Annotated in this window: 13 protein-coding genes and 5 tRNA genes; 17 read left to right on the forward strand and 1 reads right to left on the reverse strand. The window is 38.1% G+C overall.

The genetic code is table 11. From position 1 onward, the window contains the following. Nucleotides 1–148: 148 nt before the first annotated feature. The 15 genes from AC3WV0_RS08040 to AC3WV0_RS08110 all read left to right on the forward strand — a co-directional run bounded on the left by AC3WV0_RS08040 (nucleotide 149) and on the right by AC3WV0_RS08110 (nucleotide 12782). On the forward strand, nucleotides 149–1282 hold the full coding sequence (locus AC3WV0_RS08040; RefSeq protein WP_488845525.1) for an AAA family ATPase: 1134 nt from the start codon (nucleotides 149–151) through the stop codon (nucleotides 1280–1282). After that, a complete protein-coding gene (locus AC3WV0_RS08045; protein WP_488845526.1) occupies nucleotides 1255–1998 on the forward strand; it encodes a hypothetical protein in 744 nt (247 codons plus the stop codon). The genes AC3WV0_RS08040 and AC3WV0_RS08045 overlap by 28 nt, the downstream gene beginning before the upstream one ends. Continuing rightward, a complete protein-coding gene (locus tag AC3WV0_RS08050; RefSeq protein WP_488845528.1) occupies nucleotides 1989–4388 on the forward strand; it encodes a hypothetical protein in 2400 nt (799 codons plus the stop codon). Before AC3WV0_RS08045 ends, AC3WV0_RS08050 begins: the two co-directional genes overlap by 10 nt. Continuing rightward, nucleotides 4372–6048 carry an APC family permease gene (locus AC3WV0_RS08055; protein ID WP_488845530.1) on the forward strand — a complete coding sequence of 559 codons (1677 nt, stop codon included), beginning with the start codon at nucleotides 4372–4374 and terminating at the stop codon, nucleotides 6046–6048. The genes AC3WV0_RS08050 and AC3WV0_RS08055 overlap by 17 nt, the downstream gene beginning before the upstream one ends. Next, entirely contained in the window at nucleotides 6045–7064 is a 1020-nt protein-coding gene (locus AC3WV0_RS08060; RefSeq protein ID WP_488845532.1) for a tetratricopeptide repeat protein, read from the forward strand. The genes AC3WV0_RS08055 and AC3WV0_RS08060 overlap by 4 nt, the downstream gene beginning before the upstream one ends. Nucleotides 7065–7815: 751 nt before the next feature. Further along, nucleotides 7816–7887, forward strand: a tRNA-His gene (locus tag AC3WV0_RS08065). 267 nt (nucleotides 7888–8154) lie between these two features. After that, nucleotides 8155–8229 (forward strand) — tRNA-Asp (locus AC3WV0_RS08070). Between the two features lie 280 nt (nucleotides 8230–8509). Then, nucleotides 8510–8591: transfer RNA gene (locus tag AC3WV0_RS08075), tRNA-Cys, on the forward strand. Between the two features lie 110 nt (nucleotides 8592–8701). Further along, nucleotides 8702–8773: transfer RNA gene (locus AC3WV0_RS08080), tRNA-Phe, on the forward strand. 87 nt (nucleotides 8774–8860) lie between these two features. Beyond that, a tRNA-Gln gene (locus AC3WV0_RS08085) sits at nucleotides 8861–8933 on the forward strand. Between the two features lie 103 nt (nucleotides 8934–9036). Beyond that, nucleotides 9037–9522, forward strand: a complete 486-nt coding sequence (locus tag AC3WV0_RS08090; protein WP_488845534.1) for a ribonuclease H-like YkuK family protein — start codon at nucleotides 9037–9039, stop codon at nucleotides 9520–9522. 89 nt (nucleotides 9523–9611) lie between these two features. Next, the gene (locus AC3WV0_RS08095; RefSeq protein WP_488845536.1) at nucleotides 9612–9842 is read left to right on the forward strand and encodes a hypothetical protein; all 231 of its coding nucleotides are present in this window, start codon (nucleotides 9612–9614) and stop codon (nucleotides 9840–9842) included. A gap of 71 nt (nucleotides 9843–9913) precedes the next feature. Beyond that, a complete protein-coding gene (locus AC3WV0_RS08100; protein ID WP_488845537.1) occupies nucleotides 9914–10174 on the forward strand; it encodes a hypothetical protein in 261 nt (86 codons plus the stop codon). A gap of 87 nt (nucleotides 10175–10261) precedes the next feature. Beyond that, nucleotides 10262–10813: a 3'-5' exonuclease gene (locus AC3WV0_RS08105; protein ID WP_488845539.1), complete on the forward strand. Its 552-nt coding sequence runs from the start codon at nucleotides 10262–10264 to the stop codon at nucleotides 10811–10813. A gap of 871 nt (nucleotides 10814–11684) precedes the next feature. Continuing rightward, complete coding sequence (locus tag AC3WV0_RS08110; RefSeq protein WP_488845541.1) at nucleotides 11685–12782, forward strand: slipin family protein; 1098 nt, start codon at nucleotides 11685–11687, stop codon at nucleotides 12780–12782. 63 nt (nucleotides 12783–12845) lie between these two features. Here AC3WV0_RS08110 and AC3WV0_RS08115 read toward each other — a convergent pair whose 3' ends face one another. After that, nucleotides 12846–13295, reverse strand: a complete 450-nt coding sequence (locus AC3WV0_RS08115) for a VOC family protein (protein WP_488845543.1) — start codon at nucleotides 13293–13295, stop codon at nucleotides 12846–12848. A 194-nt stretch (nucleotides 13296–13489) separates the two neighbouring features. On the opposite strand from AC3WV0_RS08115, the gene AC3WV0_RS08120 reads away from it, so the two are divergent. Then, nucleotides 13490–15025 carry a SulP family inorganic anion transporter gene (locus tag AC3WV0_RS08120; RefSeq protein WP_488845545.1) on the forward strand — a complete coding sequence of 512 codons (1536 nt, stop codon included), beginning with the start codon at nucleotides 13490–13492 and terminating at the stop codon, nucleotides 15023–15025. A 348-nt stretch (nucleotides 15026–15373) separates the two neighbouring features. Then, nucleotides 15374–16417, forward strand: coding sequence for a TerC/Alx family metal homeostasis membrane protein (locus AC3WV0_RS08125; RefSeq protein ID WP_488845547.1), 1044 nt, complete (start codon nucleotides 15374–15376; stop codon nucleotides 16415–16417). Nucleotides 16418–16793 lie beyond the last annotated feature (376 nt).

Genomic DNA, 16793 nt, shown 5'->3' on the forward strand with positions numbered 1-16793 from the left:
AGGTTAGACGAAGCTTTTTGAACTAAATTAATATTTAAAGATAAACAAAGGCATTTCATTTAAAAAAGTAAAACAAAGAATATGTTGTTATTATTAATAAATTAAAATTAGCTCAAAATACACAACATATAATAAAATACAATAATCAATGACTCAAAATATAGAAAAATTAAACAAGGTTCTCACATACGTTAAAGATACCTTTGTCGGAAAAGATAACGTCATCGATCTTTTGGGAATCTGCCTGCTGGCAAGGGAAAACGCTTTTTTGTATGGCCCTCCGGGAACCGCCAAATCAGCGATGGTAAGAACATTAGCAAAAACTGTAAAAGACGGTAAAAACTTCGAATATCTTTTGACCCGCTTCACCGAACCGAATGAGATTTTCGGACCCTTCGATATCAGGAAATTAAAAGAAGGTGAACTGCTTACCAATACCGAAGGCATGATGCCCGAAGCATCCATGGTTTTTCTGGACGAAATCTTCAATGCCAATTCTGCCATTCTGAATTCCTTATTAATGGCTTTAAATGAAAAGATCTTTAAAAGAGGAAAGGAAACCAGGCATCTTCCGGCGCTTATGTTCGTCGGTGCCAGCAATGTCCTTCCCGAAGATGAAGCGCTGAATGCGTTGTTCGACCGTTTTCTCATCAGAATCAACGTCGATTATGTAAACCCGGAGCTTCTTCATCAGGTACTTCTCGCCGGAAGAAAGCTCGAAAACAATACCGAAACGGAAATGCCGGAAATCCTTTCCCATGAGATCAGAGAACTACAAAATCTTTGTAAAACGGTAGATCTGAAGCCGATTTATGAAGTATACCTCAACACGATCATCAGCCTCCGCAATACAGGAATTGCCATATCTGACCGAAGAGCAGTAAAGATGCAGAATCTTATCGCTGCAAGCGCCCTGATCTGCGGTAGAGATGAGGCTGTTATTTCAGATCTTTGGGTATTGAAACATATCTGGGATACAGAAGAGCAGATCGAAATCCTAGAGGGAATTATTAACAGGACTATCGAAAAAGATGACCATCCGAAAGCCCATCCACAGGCACTTCAGAATAAAACTCCGGATCCTGAAGAGATCATGAAAGACGTTAAAATTCTCGTAGAGAAATGGAATAGCGGAACATTGAGCTTTGAAGAGCAAAATGTAATCAAAGATAAACTGAGATATCTTCAGACCCGCTGCGACTGGATTAGAAATCCTGAACAGAAACAGTATATTCAACAGGAAATTGAAAGTCTATGGCAAAAGATCCTTCAGAGCATATAAAAGAATTCTGGGCCGAAATTCCACGCCCGGATGAAGAATATTTAGGTTCGATCCGCGACTGGAGCAATCTTCAGGTCGCATTGGATGATGAAATGATCTGGCTTAAAGGCTTTACGGCTGAGCAGGCTGTTTCACCCGAAATCCAGCAGTTACCTAATTTTATATTGTACGAACTGCGGGACGGATTGCTGTTTCGCAAAAATGCTTTGGTTCCCAGTAAAAAAATAAGATCAGCATTGCTTTGGACGCCTATCGATAAGGCCTTGCGACTTACATTCCCGGTTTCCAACAATAATTTTTTCGGAATTGATGAAAAAGTTGAGGTGAAATTAAAAGCCGGTGAAGATGAGAAACCTGCTGTTGCTTTAGTAAGTTCAATTGATGAAATAAAAGACAGCCTGATTGCTTTACCCAAATTTAAGCTCGAAAAACTGGATTGGATTATCATTGATGATAAAGCGCTTTTTCTGGGAACGCCATTACTAAGTTTACCAGGAAAAACATACTGGACAAAGAATGATCATCTTATTCCGGCAGGTTTTGATTTTGAATTTAAAAATCTGAGTTCTTTACTGCAAAGAAAATATAATGCGAACCGCGAGCATTGGCTTTTATGGAGTGAAAACGGCAGCTTTTTTCCTGTTCTTAAAAGCGATTTCCGGAAATTATCTGTAAGTTCGTTCCGTCTCACCGAAAAAGCAAAAGAATGGATGTAAGAGAATATTTCCGGTCTTACGAAAATTATTTTTGGGAGTGGACGACCGATGAGGATGTTCACGATGACTCCGGCTACCACGAAAACAACCTTATTTCTATTCCGAATGTAGGACCTCTTGTGTACAGAGCCTATGTGATGGGCATTCTCAAAGAATTAAAAGGCCAGGGACTGCCGCCGTTCGGTTCATTGTTGCTCGTGCTCTACGCAATTCAGGACGGACATCTAAACATGGATGGGATATTTTTCTATATCAGAAAATACAAAAATGCATTTCCGGGAACAGATATGGAGAATGACGTCTATGATGCGCAAAGCTTTTTAAAGAATCTGATGCATCTCGGGAATTCGTTAAAAAGATCCGCCAATAAAATTATTCTTCTAAGAACAATTTTCAATTATGCTCACATCCGGATATCCCCAGAATATTCCGAAGGTATGATCCGGAAATATGAACGCAATCCTCATTCTATTGCTGAATGTGTTGTTAAAGAAAAGCTGAACGTAAAAGTCTTCAGAAACGATATTGAAACGCTCGCTTATCTCTATAACGAGTTCCCCACCACTGAGTCTATCATCAATGCCATGAAAGATGAGATTGGTCTTCCTGATTTAAAAGAAGAAGTCCTTGAAGAGGAAACGACCATTGAAAATGGGGCGGAATTTATTGAGGAACTGACCGAAGAGCCGAAAACGTTTCAGGTCGGAAGCCTCATCAAAAGAATCTGGAGTGGACTGAAAATCCCAATGCGTCATCTTTCACCGGGAGATCAGCCCATCGGTGGGATTTCTGATATGACCAATAAAGGCGAACTTCACAGAATGCTGTTGTCGGAATTCGCCCATGATGATGAAATCTTTATGAACCGCGTTGCCAACAATGAGGCATTGTATATCCAGAGGGAAATTCCGCCCGAAGAAAATATCTTTGAAAGGATCATTCTGATTGATACTTCTCTGAAAAACTGGGGAACTCCGAAAGTATTGGCCTTTGCTTCTGCCATCGCCGTCATCAAACATCCGAAAGCACATTCCGAATGTAAAGTTTTTGCCCTGGGAGAGCATACTGTTCCCTTATCACTGAATAAAGTGGAAGATGTCATTGAAAACCTGAATTTCGTGAGCCCTGTTCTGGAAGTTTCAAAAGCGCTGGAAAAGTTTTTTAATGAAGAACATACGAGTAAGGATTTGGAAGTCTTTTTTATTACTCATGAGGATAATATAAAAAATCAGCATCTTCAGAATGTTATTAATGAGAATCGCGACCGGCTCAAGTTTCTGGTTACAACTTCTGCTAGCGGTGAGCTAAACTTCTTTAAACATCAGAAAGGAATCAGAAAACATATTCAGAAAATTGTGCTTCCCCTAAAGGAATTATGGGCCAATCCGCCCTCAAAAAAGAGAAAAAGATCCAATTTTGCTTCAGAACAGGGTGTTAAAACGGAGGTGCCTAAAAATTATCCACTGCTCTTTCCGGCTCCCAAGCAACAGATTGCTACCTTTCTTTATGAGGGTGAATTTTTTATCTTGAGCAGTAAAAAGCAATTGCTGAGGACACATCTTACGGATAACTACTATAATAAAGGGTATTATGGAAGCTACTGGACCCATCGGGGTTGCGAAGTGCTGTATGAAAATATTTCCGTTAAAGATCAGGGACAATTTGCCCTGGCAAAAAATAAGCAGCAACATTTTATCCTGTGCCAGTATCAGCCTGCCAAGAATTTGATCTCAAAACTCAACATTGAAACGAAAGAGTATTCGGAGCTGAATGTAGCCGGATTTGATATTCCTGCCAATGTGCAGCTGGTCTACTTCGATAAGCATTTTTATCTGCATGAAGAACGACTGGATGAAATCTTCGGCATGACGGTAGAAGGAGAAGTTTCCATGGAATTGGTACCCAACGATGCAGAAATTGCTAAAAACTTCGGAAAAGTACAGATTGAACTGGACAAGCTGAGGTTTAATAAATTTAAAATATTAAGCAATTTTACTTTAGTAGGAATCAATAATGAGCATAATCTCGTTTTTTCTAAAAGCGAGCTGAAAAATTATGGAGGTACGCTTTATCTCATGAAAAATAAATTGCCGATTATCATTAAGGCAAATCAGATTAAAAATAAATTTACTTTTTCTGAAGGAAGTGAGATTATTACAGATTCAAGAGGCATAATTACATTCAAAAGCATTAATGCCAATATTCCGGTGTTTTATATGCCTTCTCTGGAACATCGCGCCGCAGCATTGGCTTCGGATACCGAATTCGGAGGGTCAGAATATTATCTGCCGCAACATACATTGCTTAAAGTAAAAGAAATGCAGGGAATGTATGAAGATTACCTGAAAAGATTTATCCATCAAATACTGGAATATGGAACTGAAGATTAAGCCTTTTCCGAAAAATAATTATCCAAAAGCAGGAGTGCTGATCAGGAGCGCCTCGCCACGGGTATGGCTGCAGGAAATGGAATTGCTGGATATTGATCTTAATACTGTGCAGTCATTTGCGGTACCCTCGCAGGAACCGAATGTTTTATACGGATGTTTGCTGGTTTTTAATCATAATGTTCCCGCTGATATTGGTCAGCACAGATACTTTCAATGCTTCAGTAAGCGGTTGTTCATTCCGGAAAATACCGATTTCTATCCTAAGCTTATTGCTGAGGACTGGAAATATCAGGATGCTCAATATATTATTATGCATCCAGACTTTGGCCTTGTCCGACTGACGGAAGAGATTGACTGGATAACCGTTTTGCAGGATTCTCCTAAAACAGAATCAATCATCAGAAAGCCACTAAACGGAATAAGAATTCCACAAAAAATCCGGAGCTTTCAGGTACATATGAATGACGACGATTTGCTGGAACAGCTGATGAATCCTCAAACTGATGAAGAATGGATGAAAAATCTTCCTTTTGACCTGGAAAAAGTAAAGGCCGGAAATCTGGAAGAAATAGAAAAATATATTGCTTACATTACCAGATATCCTGAACGGGCGGTTTATTTTGGCATTCCGCTGGATATTCACAGTGCTTCGAGAGGAGGTTGGGGAGATTTTAATTTTGATTTCGGCATGTTCGGAATGGGTGGCGACCCTAATCTTGGTGATAAGCAGTCTCAAAATTCATCTAAAAAATCGAAAGATTCGTGGAAAGTATTAATCGGATTTATAGTGCTTGTTGTTATTATCATTTTTGTCTTAGATTCAAAGAAAAACAATCCTGAAGAAGCCGCAGTCTCTCACGTTTCTACAGACCTGTACAATGATCATCCTGTTGAAACAGCGCCTGAAAACAAACTTGCTTTTGAATCCGGAGTTACCAAAATTGATATGGTTATCGATTCTTTATATGGAAAAGAAAGAAGACAGCTGATACAGGAATACGAACAGGTGAATGGCACCGGAGATGTGATTCTGTGGAAAATTGAAGAATACAGGCTAAAAGAGAAAAAATCCAGGGATTCCTTAAAGAATGTTTATCTTAAAAAAACAGAAGATCTGGTGAGGCTTAAAACGCAAGGCTATCACACGAAGATCCTCGATTCTATCAGAAAAGATCCTGCCAATACGATGTCAAAAGTCTCTCAGAAACTTATGGCTGATGATATTGTGGAAATGAGAAGAAGAACGATTTATGATTCTTTGTCCAGAATTTTCGGCACCTCTCGTACGACAGATCCAATGGTTGTTTTCAATAAAGATTCCGGAGGGGAAGCTTCTTACATAAACGTAGATGATGTTGAAAGAAAAGAAACTTCCATTTCAGAAATTACCTGGATGATTCTTGTGATAATCGGGTTGGTAGCAGGGTATTCTTATTTTGTAAGGAAAAAGCCATTGTATATGGGCGGTGAATATGTTTCAGAAGGAATCAAAATGATTCTTATTATGATATTGGCGGCCGCGTTGCTGTATATTTTCTATCCGTTGATCCAAACATTTGGCTACAATTGGCTGGTATGGCTGCTGATCATTGGTGTTATTGTACTACTGTACAGATTATTCAGTGAAGATATGGACATTTTAAAATCAGGAAAGAAATGAGGAAAACAAAGTTTTTAGAAAAATTCCTGGTTGCCTTTTTTATCCTTGTGGCATTTAAGATTATTGCGATGATCGCGCAATGGTCGCAGCGGGCTATGGAGGACGCAGCGGCGAGCATCTTTAAATTTATATTCTTTGCCTGTATTGCTGTGGTTATGATTATTTTGTTGCAAAGTAAAGAAAAGGATCCCCTGCCACCGACACAAAAAAAATATGGAGATCGCGGAGTTCCTTTGGATTCATCGTTATTCGATCGCTTAAAAAGCATGTATGAAGATATTGCCGAAAAGCATATTCAGAATAATGAATACAGAAAAGCAGCAGTCGTTTATATGAATTTGCTTAAAGATTATTACAGGGCTGCCAAAACACTGGAAAACGGTGGGTTTTACAACGAAGCCGCCGCCGTTTATCTTAAAAAGCTATCCAATAAAGCGGATGCCGCAAACTGCTATGTACTTGCCAAGCAATATGATAAAGCGATTACCCTCTATAAGGAGCTTCAACAGAAAGAAAAAGTGGGCGACCTATACACAATGATTGACGACCGGGAAAATGCTCTGCTGTTTTACCAGATGGTTGTCGACGATTATCTTGCCAGTTTTCAGATGATCAGCGCTTCAAAGATATACCGGCATAAAATGGATATGCCGGATGAAGCACAGAAAACCCTTCTCAGAGGCTGGGAAGAAAATCATGATCCGCTCAATTGCCTTCAACAGTATTTTGCAAATATTGCTGATGTTAAAAAGCTCGGGCATGAAATTCAGCAAATCTATAGCCGGACACCTTCGGAAAAAAAGATCATTTATCTGGAAGCGATGAAACAGGAATTTAAAAAAAGTCAGGAACTTCAGATACCTACAAGAAATATTGCGTATGAGATCGTCGCTGAAAAAGTAAAGACGCGTTCGGAAATCGTGAATGAATTAAAACATTTTAATCCTGATGATGAGGTCATTCTGAAAGATATTTCGAGGTATAAAACGGGAAGAAATAAGATGTTCAGAAATTGATAATTCAATAACTTCAGAAAAATTTACAAAAAAGAATTATCTTTGCGGCAACAAAATTATGACAATACAAAGAGCACATATCAGTTTAAATCTATGCGATCGCCCTATAGTAAAGGGATCGTTTGGATATGAATTGATGGTATTGAATGAGGCGAAATGTGCTTGCTTTGAAAATTATTTACAATAATCTCGTAAAAAATAAATCAAAATATTGCAGAAGCGCCTCGATAACCGGGGCGTTTTTTGTGTTTTTAGGGCAGAAATTATTTAGAAAGAAAAAAAATAACCATAAAAGTGAAAATTTTTTAATCAACGATGAACAATTAATAAGAAAATAAGAAGTGATAAATAAACCGATGAGAGACAGTCATTTAGGTAGTAAAGGTTTCTGCAAAGTATTGCGGACAGGTATTTTTTATGTGTAAATTAATGTTTAAATAATTGATTTTCAGTTGTTTAATTGAAAAATAAATTTGTGAATTAAAAAAAATCATATTTACTTTGCAACCGAAAATTGAAAGCAACAGGTTTTCAGCATTTCAGAACTTTTTAAAATAATAAAATGAAACAATTTAGAAACATATTCCATCAACATTCAGAATTACGCGGACAAAAACCGATGGGATTGGCATGTGCATATGTTCTTGATAATGGATTTTTAAATAAAAGGTGCTTATATACGTGGGTCAGCTAGTACACTGACACGTCTAAAAAATATAAAGCGCCTCCCAAAAAGAGGCGCTTTTTTTATGGTTTCTCTAGCTTATTGGTAAAGCGTCGGTTTGTGGCACCGGAGAACAGGGTTCGATCCCCGGAGATACCCAAAAATGTGAATGGTCAATGGCGAATTTGTTTCACAATGAATTTAAAAATTGACAAGCTAAGCCAATTGACCATTGATTATTAACAACATCAATAATCTATCTCATAGCTAAATGGGTTAGAGCACCGGTCTTTTAAACCGGGGGTTGAAAGTTCGAATCTTTCTGGGGTTACAAAAAGATGAATGGTCAATGATGAGTTTGTTTCACAGGTGAATTTAAAAATTGACAAGCAAAGCAAATTGACAATTGACTATTCACAAATAAAAGGTCTATTGAGGTAACGGCTAACCTGCCCGACTGTCTCTCGGGCACTGCGGGTTCGATTCCCGCATAGACCGCCAGATGATGAATTTAATTGTTTCAAAGAAGAGAAAGGAAAAGTCTGTCAAGCGCAGACGATCTTTAGCCAAAAACACAAACTACAGACAGGCTTTTCTCAACTCAAATTTGATGCTGTAATAAAGAATTCAAATTTTTAACATAATATAAATTTTAGATAAATAAAGTCTGTCAAAGCGCAGAAGTTCTTACATCAAACAAAATTAAGACAGGCTTTATTTTTAAATGAAACTTAAAATGAATGATTAGTAAAGAGAAAAATTGCTCATTACTCATCAAAACGATGGTTCGCCGAAGTAGAAGAGTCGGGGCGGTCTGCAAAACCGTTGCGCAAGCTGAGTGGGTTTGAGTCCCACAACCATCTCAAATAACTAAAATGAGATTAGTTCCGAAGAAAAAGAAAAGTCTGTCAAAGCGCAGAAGTTCTTACATCAAATAAAATTAAGACAGGCTTTATTTCTTCAAAAAATAACAGGAACAGTTGTGTAGATGGTCTGCACGTTAGTCTGAAAAACTAAAGGTATAGTTCAATTCCTGTCTGTTCCACTACATAAGACAATAGTTAATGTTAAAAGTAATTATTTAAGTACAATTTAATATTACTCATTACCTATTGCTCATTACTTATAAAACTGATTCATAGTGTAATTGGTCAGCACACAAGACTTTGACTCTTGTTGTTCAGGTTCGAGTCCTGATGAATCAACAAAATGGTGAATTTAAAAAAAATTGATAAGCAAGTGGAATTGAAAATTCAACATTCACGTACTCATTAACAAAATTAAACAAAACAAAAACATGTAGAAAAAATGGAAACGCAACAACAACTATGGCAGAATATGACTGGAAAGATCTTCCAAAGCCCGATCACGCAGCTGGTAGAAGAAGCCATCATCCGCGAACAGGCTAATGGCCACCGACTGAAAGTATGTGTGGGCTCCGACTCTCACGTTTACGGGAAAGCCATTAATTATGCTACGGCAGTTGTCTTTATCCGTGAAGGAAAAGGAGCGTTTACCTTTATCAGAAAAGAAAGAGAAATACGGAATATCAGCATCAAAGAACGAATGCTGAATGAGGTGAATAAATCTGTAGAAATTGCCTATGCAATATGCGCAGTGCTGGATGCTTACGGTGTGGAAATGGAGGTGCACGCAGATATCAATACCGATCCGGATTTCAAATCCAATGTCGCATTAAAGGATGCGATGGGATACATTCTGGGAATGGGGTATGTGTTTAAAGCAAAACCTTTTGCATTCGCAAGTTCCAACTGTGCTGATATGATGGTGTAATAAGTTGGAAGTAGGAAGATGGAAGTTTTAGCACCATAATACGCTTCTAACTTGATTTAAAATAATAAACAATTAAAATTAAACAAAAAATGAAACCCAATATATTTTTTACCGCTGACCATCATTTTGGTCACGAAAATATTATAAAATTCTCCGAAAGACCTTTTGAGTCTTTGGAGCAGATGAATGAAGAACTTATTAAACGATGGAACGAGAAAGTCGGAACAAACGATGTGGTCTACCATTTAGGTGACATAAGCTTAGGTAAGCCAGATTTCACAAAAGAAGTCCTGATCGCCTCAACGGGAATATCCATCTGATAAAAGGTAACCATGAAGGTGCGGCCTTAACGTATCCTAAAAGATTCGAATCCATAAGAGATTACCACGAATTGAGGATTGATGAGCCCGAAAACGGCAATGACAAGCAAAAAATAATTCTTTTTCATTACGCCATGAGAACCTGGAATGGCTCGCATCGCGGAATATGGCAACTTTACGGCCACTCGCACGGTACTTTACCTGATGATGAAATGAAGCTTAGTTTCGATGTGGGAGTCGATTGTCATAATTTCTATCCTGTTTCTTACGAAGAAGTAAAGGAGATTATGAAAAAGAAAAAATGGACGCCGCCGTTTCCTCCGAGAAATTAAATAAAACAGAAGATGGAGATCGAGGCCGGAACTGCAAAAGCTTCCGGTTTCCATCACCAGACTTCCCAACCTTAAAATTTTAAACAAATGAAAACAACAGAAAATATATTAATTATAGATCTTGAAGCCACTTGTTGGGACGACCGGCCGCCGAGAGGTCAGGAAAGTGAGATTATTGAAATCGGAGTCTGTATCATGAATGCAGAAACCGGGAAGATCTCACAGAGTGAAGGCATCTTAGTGAAACCTCAATTCTCAAAAGTGAGTCCGTTTTGTACGGAGCTGACGACCATTACTCAACAAATGCTGGATGATGAAGGGATTATGCTAGAAGATGCTTTGGATATCCTCAGGGCAGAATATGATGCTGAAAATCTCACCTGGGCGAGTTACGGAAACTATGACCTGAATATGCTTCAGAACCAGGCGAGACGATTTAAGGTAGATTATCCTTTAAGCGATGACCATATCAATGTGAAAACATTATTTGGTGAATTACATCCCACTGTCCGCAAAAGTGTAGGGATGGCAAGAGCGTTAAGCGAGTTGAATCTTAAACTTGAAGGTACTCATCACCGTGGAGTAGATGATGCGAAGAATATTGCGAAGATTCTGCATTGGTGTTTGGAACAAATGTAACATTGTAACAATATAGCAATGTAATTTAATGTATCATAGAGATTAATTTTTACAACGCAAAAAGGTTGCGCAACGGCAGTTTTACTTTGCATCATCAAAATGAAACAATACTAAAATTTTGAAAATAAATTTTAGTCAAAATATCAGGCAGGTCTTGTTGAGTGCTTCGGTTTACGGCACCATTGCAGAAGAACTTGTTGAGAAACATCAGTTGGTTCTGTTCAGCTTGATCTGAAGGTTTGAGGAGTTTTCCAAAAAACTTCTACCATGCGCTATGGGTCGGGGGTTCGAATCCTCCTATTTCCTTTGGGGGAATATAACTCAGTCAGGTTAGAGTAATAGCTTTTTTTTATTGTGGGTTCGAGTCCCACTACCAAGTCGATTGGTATGGCGGAAATGGTATACGCACTACATTACGGATGTAGGTTAATTTGAAATAGACTCAAAATCTATTTTTTTCGCGAGTTTGAATGTTCTCATCAAAAATATTCATGGAAAAATCCGGGATGTTTTCAGTTGTTGAATCAACATTTTGAAAAAGCCTGCAAGAAAAGATGTTTTCTGAAATTAAAATTGCCATAAAGAGCTTATTATCTTCGGATAATTTCTGAAAAGGACGATCTGCGTGAGCGATGGTAACGGATATCCTTTTTTGTTTGCAAAAAAGATAGAAGTGAACGTAGCGACCCGAGCTGCTGGTTATGCCATGGCGAGGGACACGCCCAAAAAATCTGAACGTTTAGGGATACACTGAAAAATAGGTTCTGAAACAATGATTATTCTGAAATGCTTTCCTTCCGCCATTTTTGGAAGAAGAGATCACGGATTTTCCATTTTTAATTGAATTAATAACCATTTAAAATAAAAAACAATGATAAAAAATGTACAAATTAAAGCTTATGAAAGGGGACTTGTTTTCAAAAACGGAAACCTCATCGACATTCTGAATGAAGGAAATTTCTGGATTTTCGGGAGTAAATCTGTAGAGGTTTATGATATGAAAGTTTTGTTTACATCCAAAACCGATCTTAGTCTTTTGCTGAAAAATGAAGGACTGAAATCTATGCTGGAAGTAATTGAAGTAAAAGATGGCGAAATCGTTCTGGTATACGAAAACGGAATTTTCAAGGAAGTATTGAATGTAGGACAATACGCATTCTGGAAAGGCATTTTCAACAGGGAATTTCAAAAAATTGATTTAACAAAGGTCGAGATTACAGAAAATATCTCCAAGACGATTCTTGAAAATGCTAAGCTGAAGACTTTTGTAAGAAAGTTTGTCATCACCAACCAGTATAAAGGTCTTTTGCTGATTGACGGAAAGCTTTCAAAAGTCTTGGAAGCCGGAACGTATTATTTCTGGAACAATGAAATTTCCATCGAAGTAAAAGCTATTGATACGAGAATGCAGCAAATGGAAATTGCAGGACAGGAGCTTCTGACGAAGGATAAAGCCATGCTACGGATCAACTTTTACGTTCGTTTCCAGGTGGAAAATATAGTGAAAGCGGTGATGGATAATAAGGAATATGATAAGCAATTATACATCCTGATGCAGTTGGCTTTACGGGAATTTGTCGGAGCTTTAACCCTCGATGAGTTGCTTCTGAAGAAAGATTCCGTGGGAAAAGAAATTCTTCAGAATCTCGGAAATAAAGCAGAAGATCTTGGTCTGAAAGCTTCAGATGCCGGAATCAGGGATGTGATTCTGACCGGAGAAATGAAAGAAATCATGAATCAGGTCTTAATTGCTGAAAAGAAAGCTCAGGCTAACACCATTATGAGGCGTGAAGAAACTGCTTCTACAAGAAGTTTGCTTAACACCGCTAAGCTGATGGAAGAAAACGAGGTGCTCTGGAAACTGAAAGAAATGGAATATATGGAGAAAATTGCCGATAAGATCGGAGATATTACCATATCAGGAAACAGCAATATTGTGTCTCAGCTAAAGGAGATCTTTGCGAAATAAAACTAACAACCATCATTATAGATCCGGGCTTTGCAAAGCAAAGCCCGGATCGCCCATATTATATTATACCGTTTTTTCAAGCCATTCTTCATAAGAAAGAACACCCCATTCCGGTTTTCCTTCGCCTTCCAGTACAGAAATAAATTCCAGCTGATTTCCGTCGGGATCATTAAAATAGATCGCCAATGCCGGCATCCATGCGAAAACCATAGGATTCTCTGTTCCGTTTTTCAGGAAGTTGTAGGGAGCTAAATTTTTATTTTTCAGGAATTCAACAGAATACTTCAGAACATCTTCTTTATCTGCCGTAAAAGCAAAATGTCTTGTCTGCAGATTTTCTTTCTGTTCCCATAAACCCAGCATAGATTCTTTGTTTTTACCGATCCACAGAAAGGCAATCGGGCGGGTTTCATCTCTGTGGGCCAATTCTAATCCTAAAATATCAGTGTAAAATTGGATGCCTTTTTCAAGATCACTTACCTGAACATGTGTTTCATATAAACCTTTAATCATAACATTAAATTTATTCAACAAAACTATAAAACACGTTTTTTAAAATGAATGGCAATTGATTTTTTAATGTAAAACAGATGATAGATATATTTTATAAAGCAGGATTATGATTTTGGAATATTGAAGTGGATGATCAGATCGATTCATAAATTAAAATTGGAGACAAGACTTCCAGTGATTACCTTTGCCCTGAAATGAAAAATACCATTGCTTTATTCGATTTTTCGAAAAAAATAAATTATAAAAACGAACTGCTGGCAGGATTTACGGTAGCGATGACCATGATCCCGGAATCGCTTTCTTTTGCTATTCTTGCTGGGCTTTCACCACTGACAGGATTATATGCGGCTTTTATAATGGGACTGGTGACTGCCATTTTCGGAGGCCGTCCGGGAATGGTTTCCGGGGGCGCCGGCGCAACGATTGTCGTTTTGATCGCTTTAATAAAAACCCACGGGGTAGAATATCTCTTTGCCACCGTGGTGCTCGCCGGGATATTCCAGATGTTGGTAGGGGTTTTCAAATGGGGGAAATTTGTGAGATTGATTCCTCAGCCTGTCATGTATGGTTTCTTAAATGGCCTAGCGGTTATCATTTTTATGGCTCAGGTTGAGCAGTTTAAAGTTACCCAAAACGGAGTTACCGAATGGCTTCACGGAACAACGCTGTACATCATGTTGGGATTGACCTTGCTTACGATTGCCATTGTTTACTTTTTTCCTAAAATCACAAAAGCTGTTCCGGCTTCTCTTGTCGCTATTCTCATTGTATTCGGAATTGTTGTAGGCTTTGGAATTCATACAAAAACAGTTGCAGACATTGCTAATATCAGTGGAAATCTGCCGAGCTTTCATATTCCTGATCTTCCTTTTTCTGTGGAGACTTTACAGATCATTTTTCCTTATGCGCTGGTAATGGCTGGAGTTGGGCTGATCGAGTCACTTTTAACCTTATCCATGGTGGATGAAATCACCAACACAAAAGGAAATGCCAACAAAGAATCTTTAGCTCAAGGTTTAGCAAATATCACCAATGGATTTTTCGGAGGAATGGGAGGTTGCGCCATGGTAGCACAAACCCTGGTAAACCTGAATGCAGGCTCAAGGGCGAGGCTCTCCGGAATCATAGCATCGATTATGATATTGATTATCATTTTAGTGGGTGCACCTTTCATTGAAAGAATTCCGATGGCAGCTTTGGTTGGTGTTATGATGATGGTGGCCATCAGTACTTTCCAGTGGGTTTCGATAACGATTGTCAATAAAATGCCGAAATCGGATATTTTTGTTGGGATCACGGTAGCTTTAATCACCATTATTTTACATAATCTTGCTTTGGCCGTACTGGTAGGCGTGATTATTTCAGCATTGGTTTTTTCCTGGGACAATGCGAAAAGAATACGGGCAAGAAAATATATTGATGAAAACGGAACTAGGTACTACGAAATTTCCGGGCCGCTATTTTTTGGTTCTGTGACGACTTTTATGGATAAATTCGACCCGATAAATGATCCTGAACGGGTTGTTGTTGATTTTAAAGAAAGCCGCATCGTTGATATGAGTGCCATTGACGCTTTGGATAAATTGTCTAAAAAATATACCCAGCAGAACAAAACTTTACATTTAAAGCATCTCAGTGAAGACTGCCGAAAAATGCTGAAAAATGCAGAAGCGGTAATAGAGGTGAATATCCAGGAAGATCCTACGTATAAGGTGATGCCGGAGAAGTGAGAGTGTGGCAGGTTTTAGAGTTTGAGAATGTCAGAGCGGCAGAGTCTTTGTGGCTGGAAAGTTTTTAGAAGTAAATTAAATAAACTTTACCATCTTCATCTTAAAATAACCTTGCTTCCAATTGGAATCATAAAATATATTAAAACATCAAACTACATTTACATATTGATTTAAAAATTCTATCTTTGGATGAATTGAGAGGTATTAAAATTTAATGAGGACAAACACAGATTCCGATCTTGCTTTAGTCAAAACATATTGATTTTAAACCTGAAAAATATAACATTAAATGGCAATATTTGTATTCGTACAGCTATTGCTTTTATCATATAATAAGCACATATAAAAGTGGGACAAAATACTAGCATTTTAGATCTGCATCCGGGCCTGGTCTGGGGATTTGCGATAACGGTAGTTATCATGTTACTCCTGGATCTGGGAGTTTTCAACAAAAAAAGTCATGAAGTTTCTTCCAAAGAAGCTACCATCTGGTCGATCGTCTGGATCTCGCTGTCAATGGTATTCTCAGGAGTTGTATACTGGGTGTACAATTCAGATCTGGGGCCCGGCAGCCATGCGCTGGCGATAGAAAAGTTTACACAGTATCAGGCGGCATATTGGATCGAGAAGGCGCTTTCGGTGGACAATTTATTCGTATTTATCCTGGTTTTCGGATTCTTTAAAGTTCCGAAATATCTTCATCATAAAGTGCTGTTCTGGGGGATTATCGGTGCGCTCATTTTCAGGGCAATTTTTATTTTCGCAGGAGTTGGGTTGATCAATCTTACCTATCTTCCTGAAATGAATATTTTCGGACATCCGGTAAAAATCAATGTGGTAATGACTTTATTCGGATTGTTCCTCGTTTATGCGGGAATTAAATCCTGGGGTGATGGTGACGATGACGAAGAAGAAGATTACAGCAATACGGCCGGAGCGAGATTAATCAAAAGATTCTGGAAAGTTTCTGATAATTATGTCGGCGATAAATTCTTCACCGTGCAGAAAGGAATCAAAATGGCGACTCCGCTATTGGTGGTGGTAGCCGTTATTGAGTTTACAGACGTACTTTTCGCCGTAGATTCCATTCCTGCAATCTTTGCCATCTCCAATGATCCGTTTATCCTTTATACATCAAATATTTTTGCGATTTTAGGTTTACGGTCTTTATATTTCCTGTTGGCAAATTTCATCCATATGTTCAGCAAATTGCCTTACGGACTGGCAGTTATCCTGTCATTTATCGGAGTAAAAATGCTGATTGCCCCGTGGATTCACATCCCGTCACCGGTTTCTCTTGGAATCGTTGGAGGAGTTTTAGTCATCTCAGTAATTCTTTCTATTATTTTCCCTGATAAAAAAGATGATGGGAAAGAAAAAATTGAGGAATAATTTTTATAAATATGAATACATATAAAGGCTTTACATTTCGTAGAGCCTTTTTATTTGTTTCAAATCTATGAATAACAAAGGTTAAATATTCTGGATATGACTAAAATAGCGTTTTGCACTGCATCAATGGCATATTTTAAAGGTTAATGACGCTTTACATATGATTAAAATGAATTTGCACATGATAAATGGCGCTTTGCAATAGGTTAATAGCATATTTTAAAGGTTAATGACGCTTTGCATATGGTTAAAATGAATTTGCACATGATAAATGGCGCTTTGCAATAGGTTAATAGCATTTTTTAAAGGTTAATGACGCTTTGCATATGATTAAAATGAGTTTACACATGATAAATGGCGCTTTGCAATAGGTTAA

The sequence above is a fragment of the Chryseobacterium sp. 27AL genome (assembly GCF_057815395.1).

Bases quoted from the DNA above. Each gene is read 5' to 3' on its own strand.
- AC3WV0_RS08090 (WP_488845534.1), top strand. From the start codon at position 9,037: ATGGAAACGCAACAACAACTATGGCAGAATATGACTGGAAAGATCTTC.
- AC3WV0_RS08105 (WP_488845539.1), top strand. From the start codon at position 10,262: ATGAAAACAACAGAAAATATATTAATTATAGATCTTGAAGCCACTTGT.
- AC3WV0_RS08045 (WP_488845526.1), top strand. From the start codon at position 1,255: ATGGCAAAAGATCCTTCAGAGCATATAAAAGAATTCTGGGCCGAAATT.
- AC3WV0_RS08115 (WP_488845543.1), bottom strand. From the start codon at position 13,295: ATGATTAAAGGTTTATATGAAACACATGTTCAGGTAAGTGATCTTGAA.
- AC3WV0_RS08095 (WP_488845536.1), top strand. From the start codon at position 9,612: ATGAAACCCAATATATTTTTTACCGCTGACCATCATTTTGGTCACGAA.
- AC3WV0_RS08060 (WP_488845532.1), top strand. From the start codon at position 6,045: ATGAGGAAAACAAAGTTTTTAGAAAAATTCCTGGTTGCCTTTTTTATC.
- AC3WV0_RS08040 (WP_488845525.1), top strand. From the start codon at position 149: ATGACTCAAAATATAGAAAAATTAAACAAGGTTCTCACATACGTTAAA.
- AC3WV0_RS08120 (WP_488845545.1), top strand. From the start codon at position 13,490: ATGAAAAATACCATTGCTTTATTCGATTTTTCGAAAAAAATAAATTAT.
- AC3WV0_RS08110 (WP_488845541.1), top strand. From the start codon at position 11,685: ATGATAAAAAATGTACAAATTAAAGCTTATGAAAGGGGACTTGTTTTC.
- AC3WV0_RS08055 (WP_488845530.1), top strand. From the start codon at position 4,372: ATGGAACTGAAGATTAAGCCTTTTCCGAAAAATAATTATCCAAAAGCA.
- AC3WV0_RS08050 (WP_488845528.1), top strand. From the start codon at position 1,989: ATGGATGTAAGAGAATATTTCCGGTCTTACGAAAATTATTTTTGGGAG.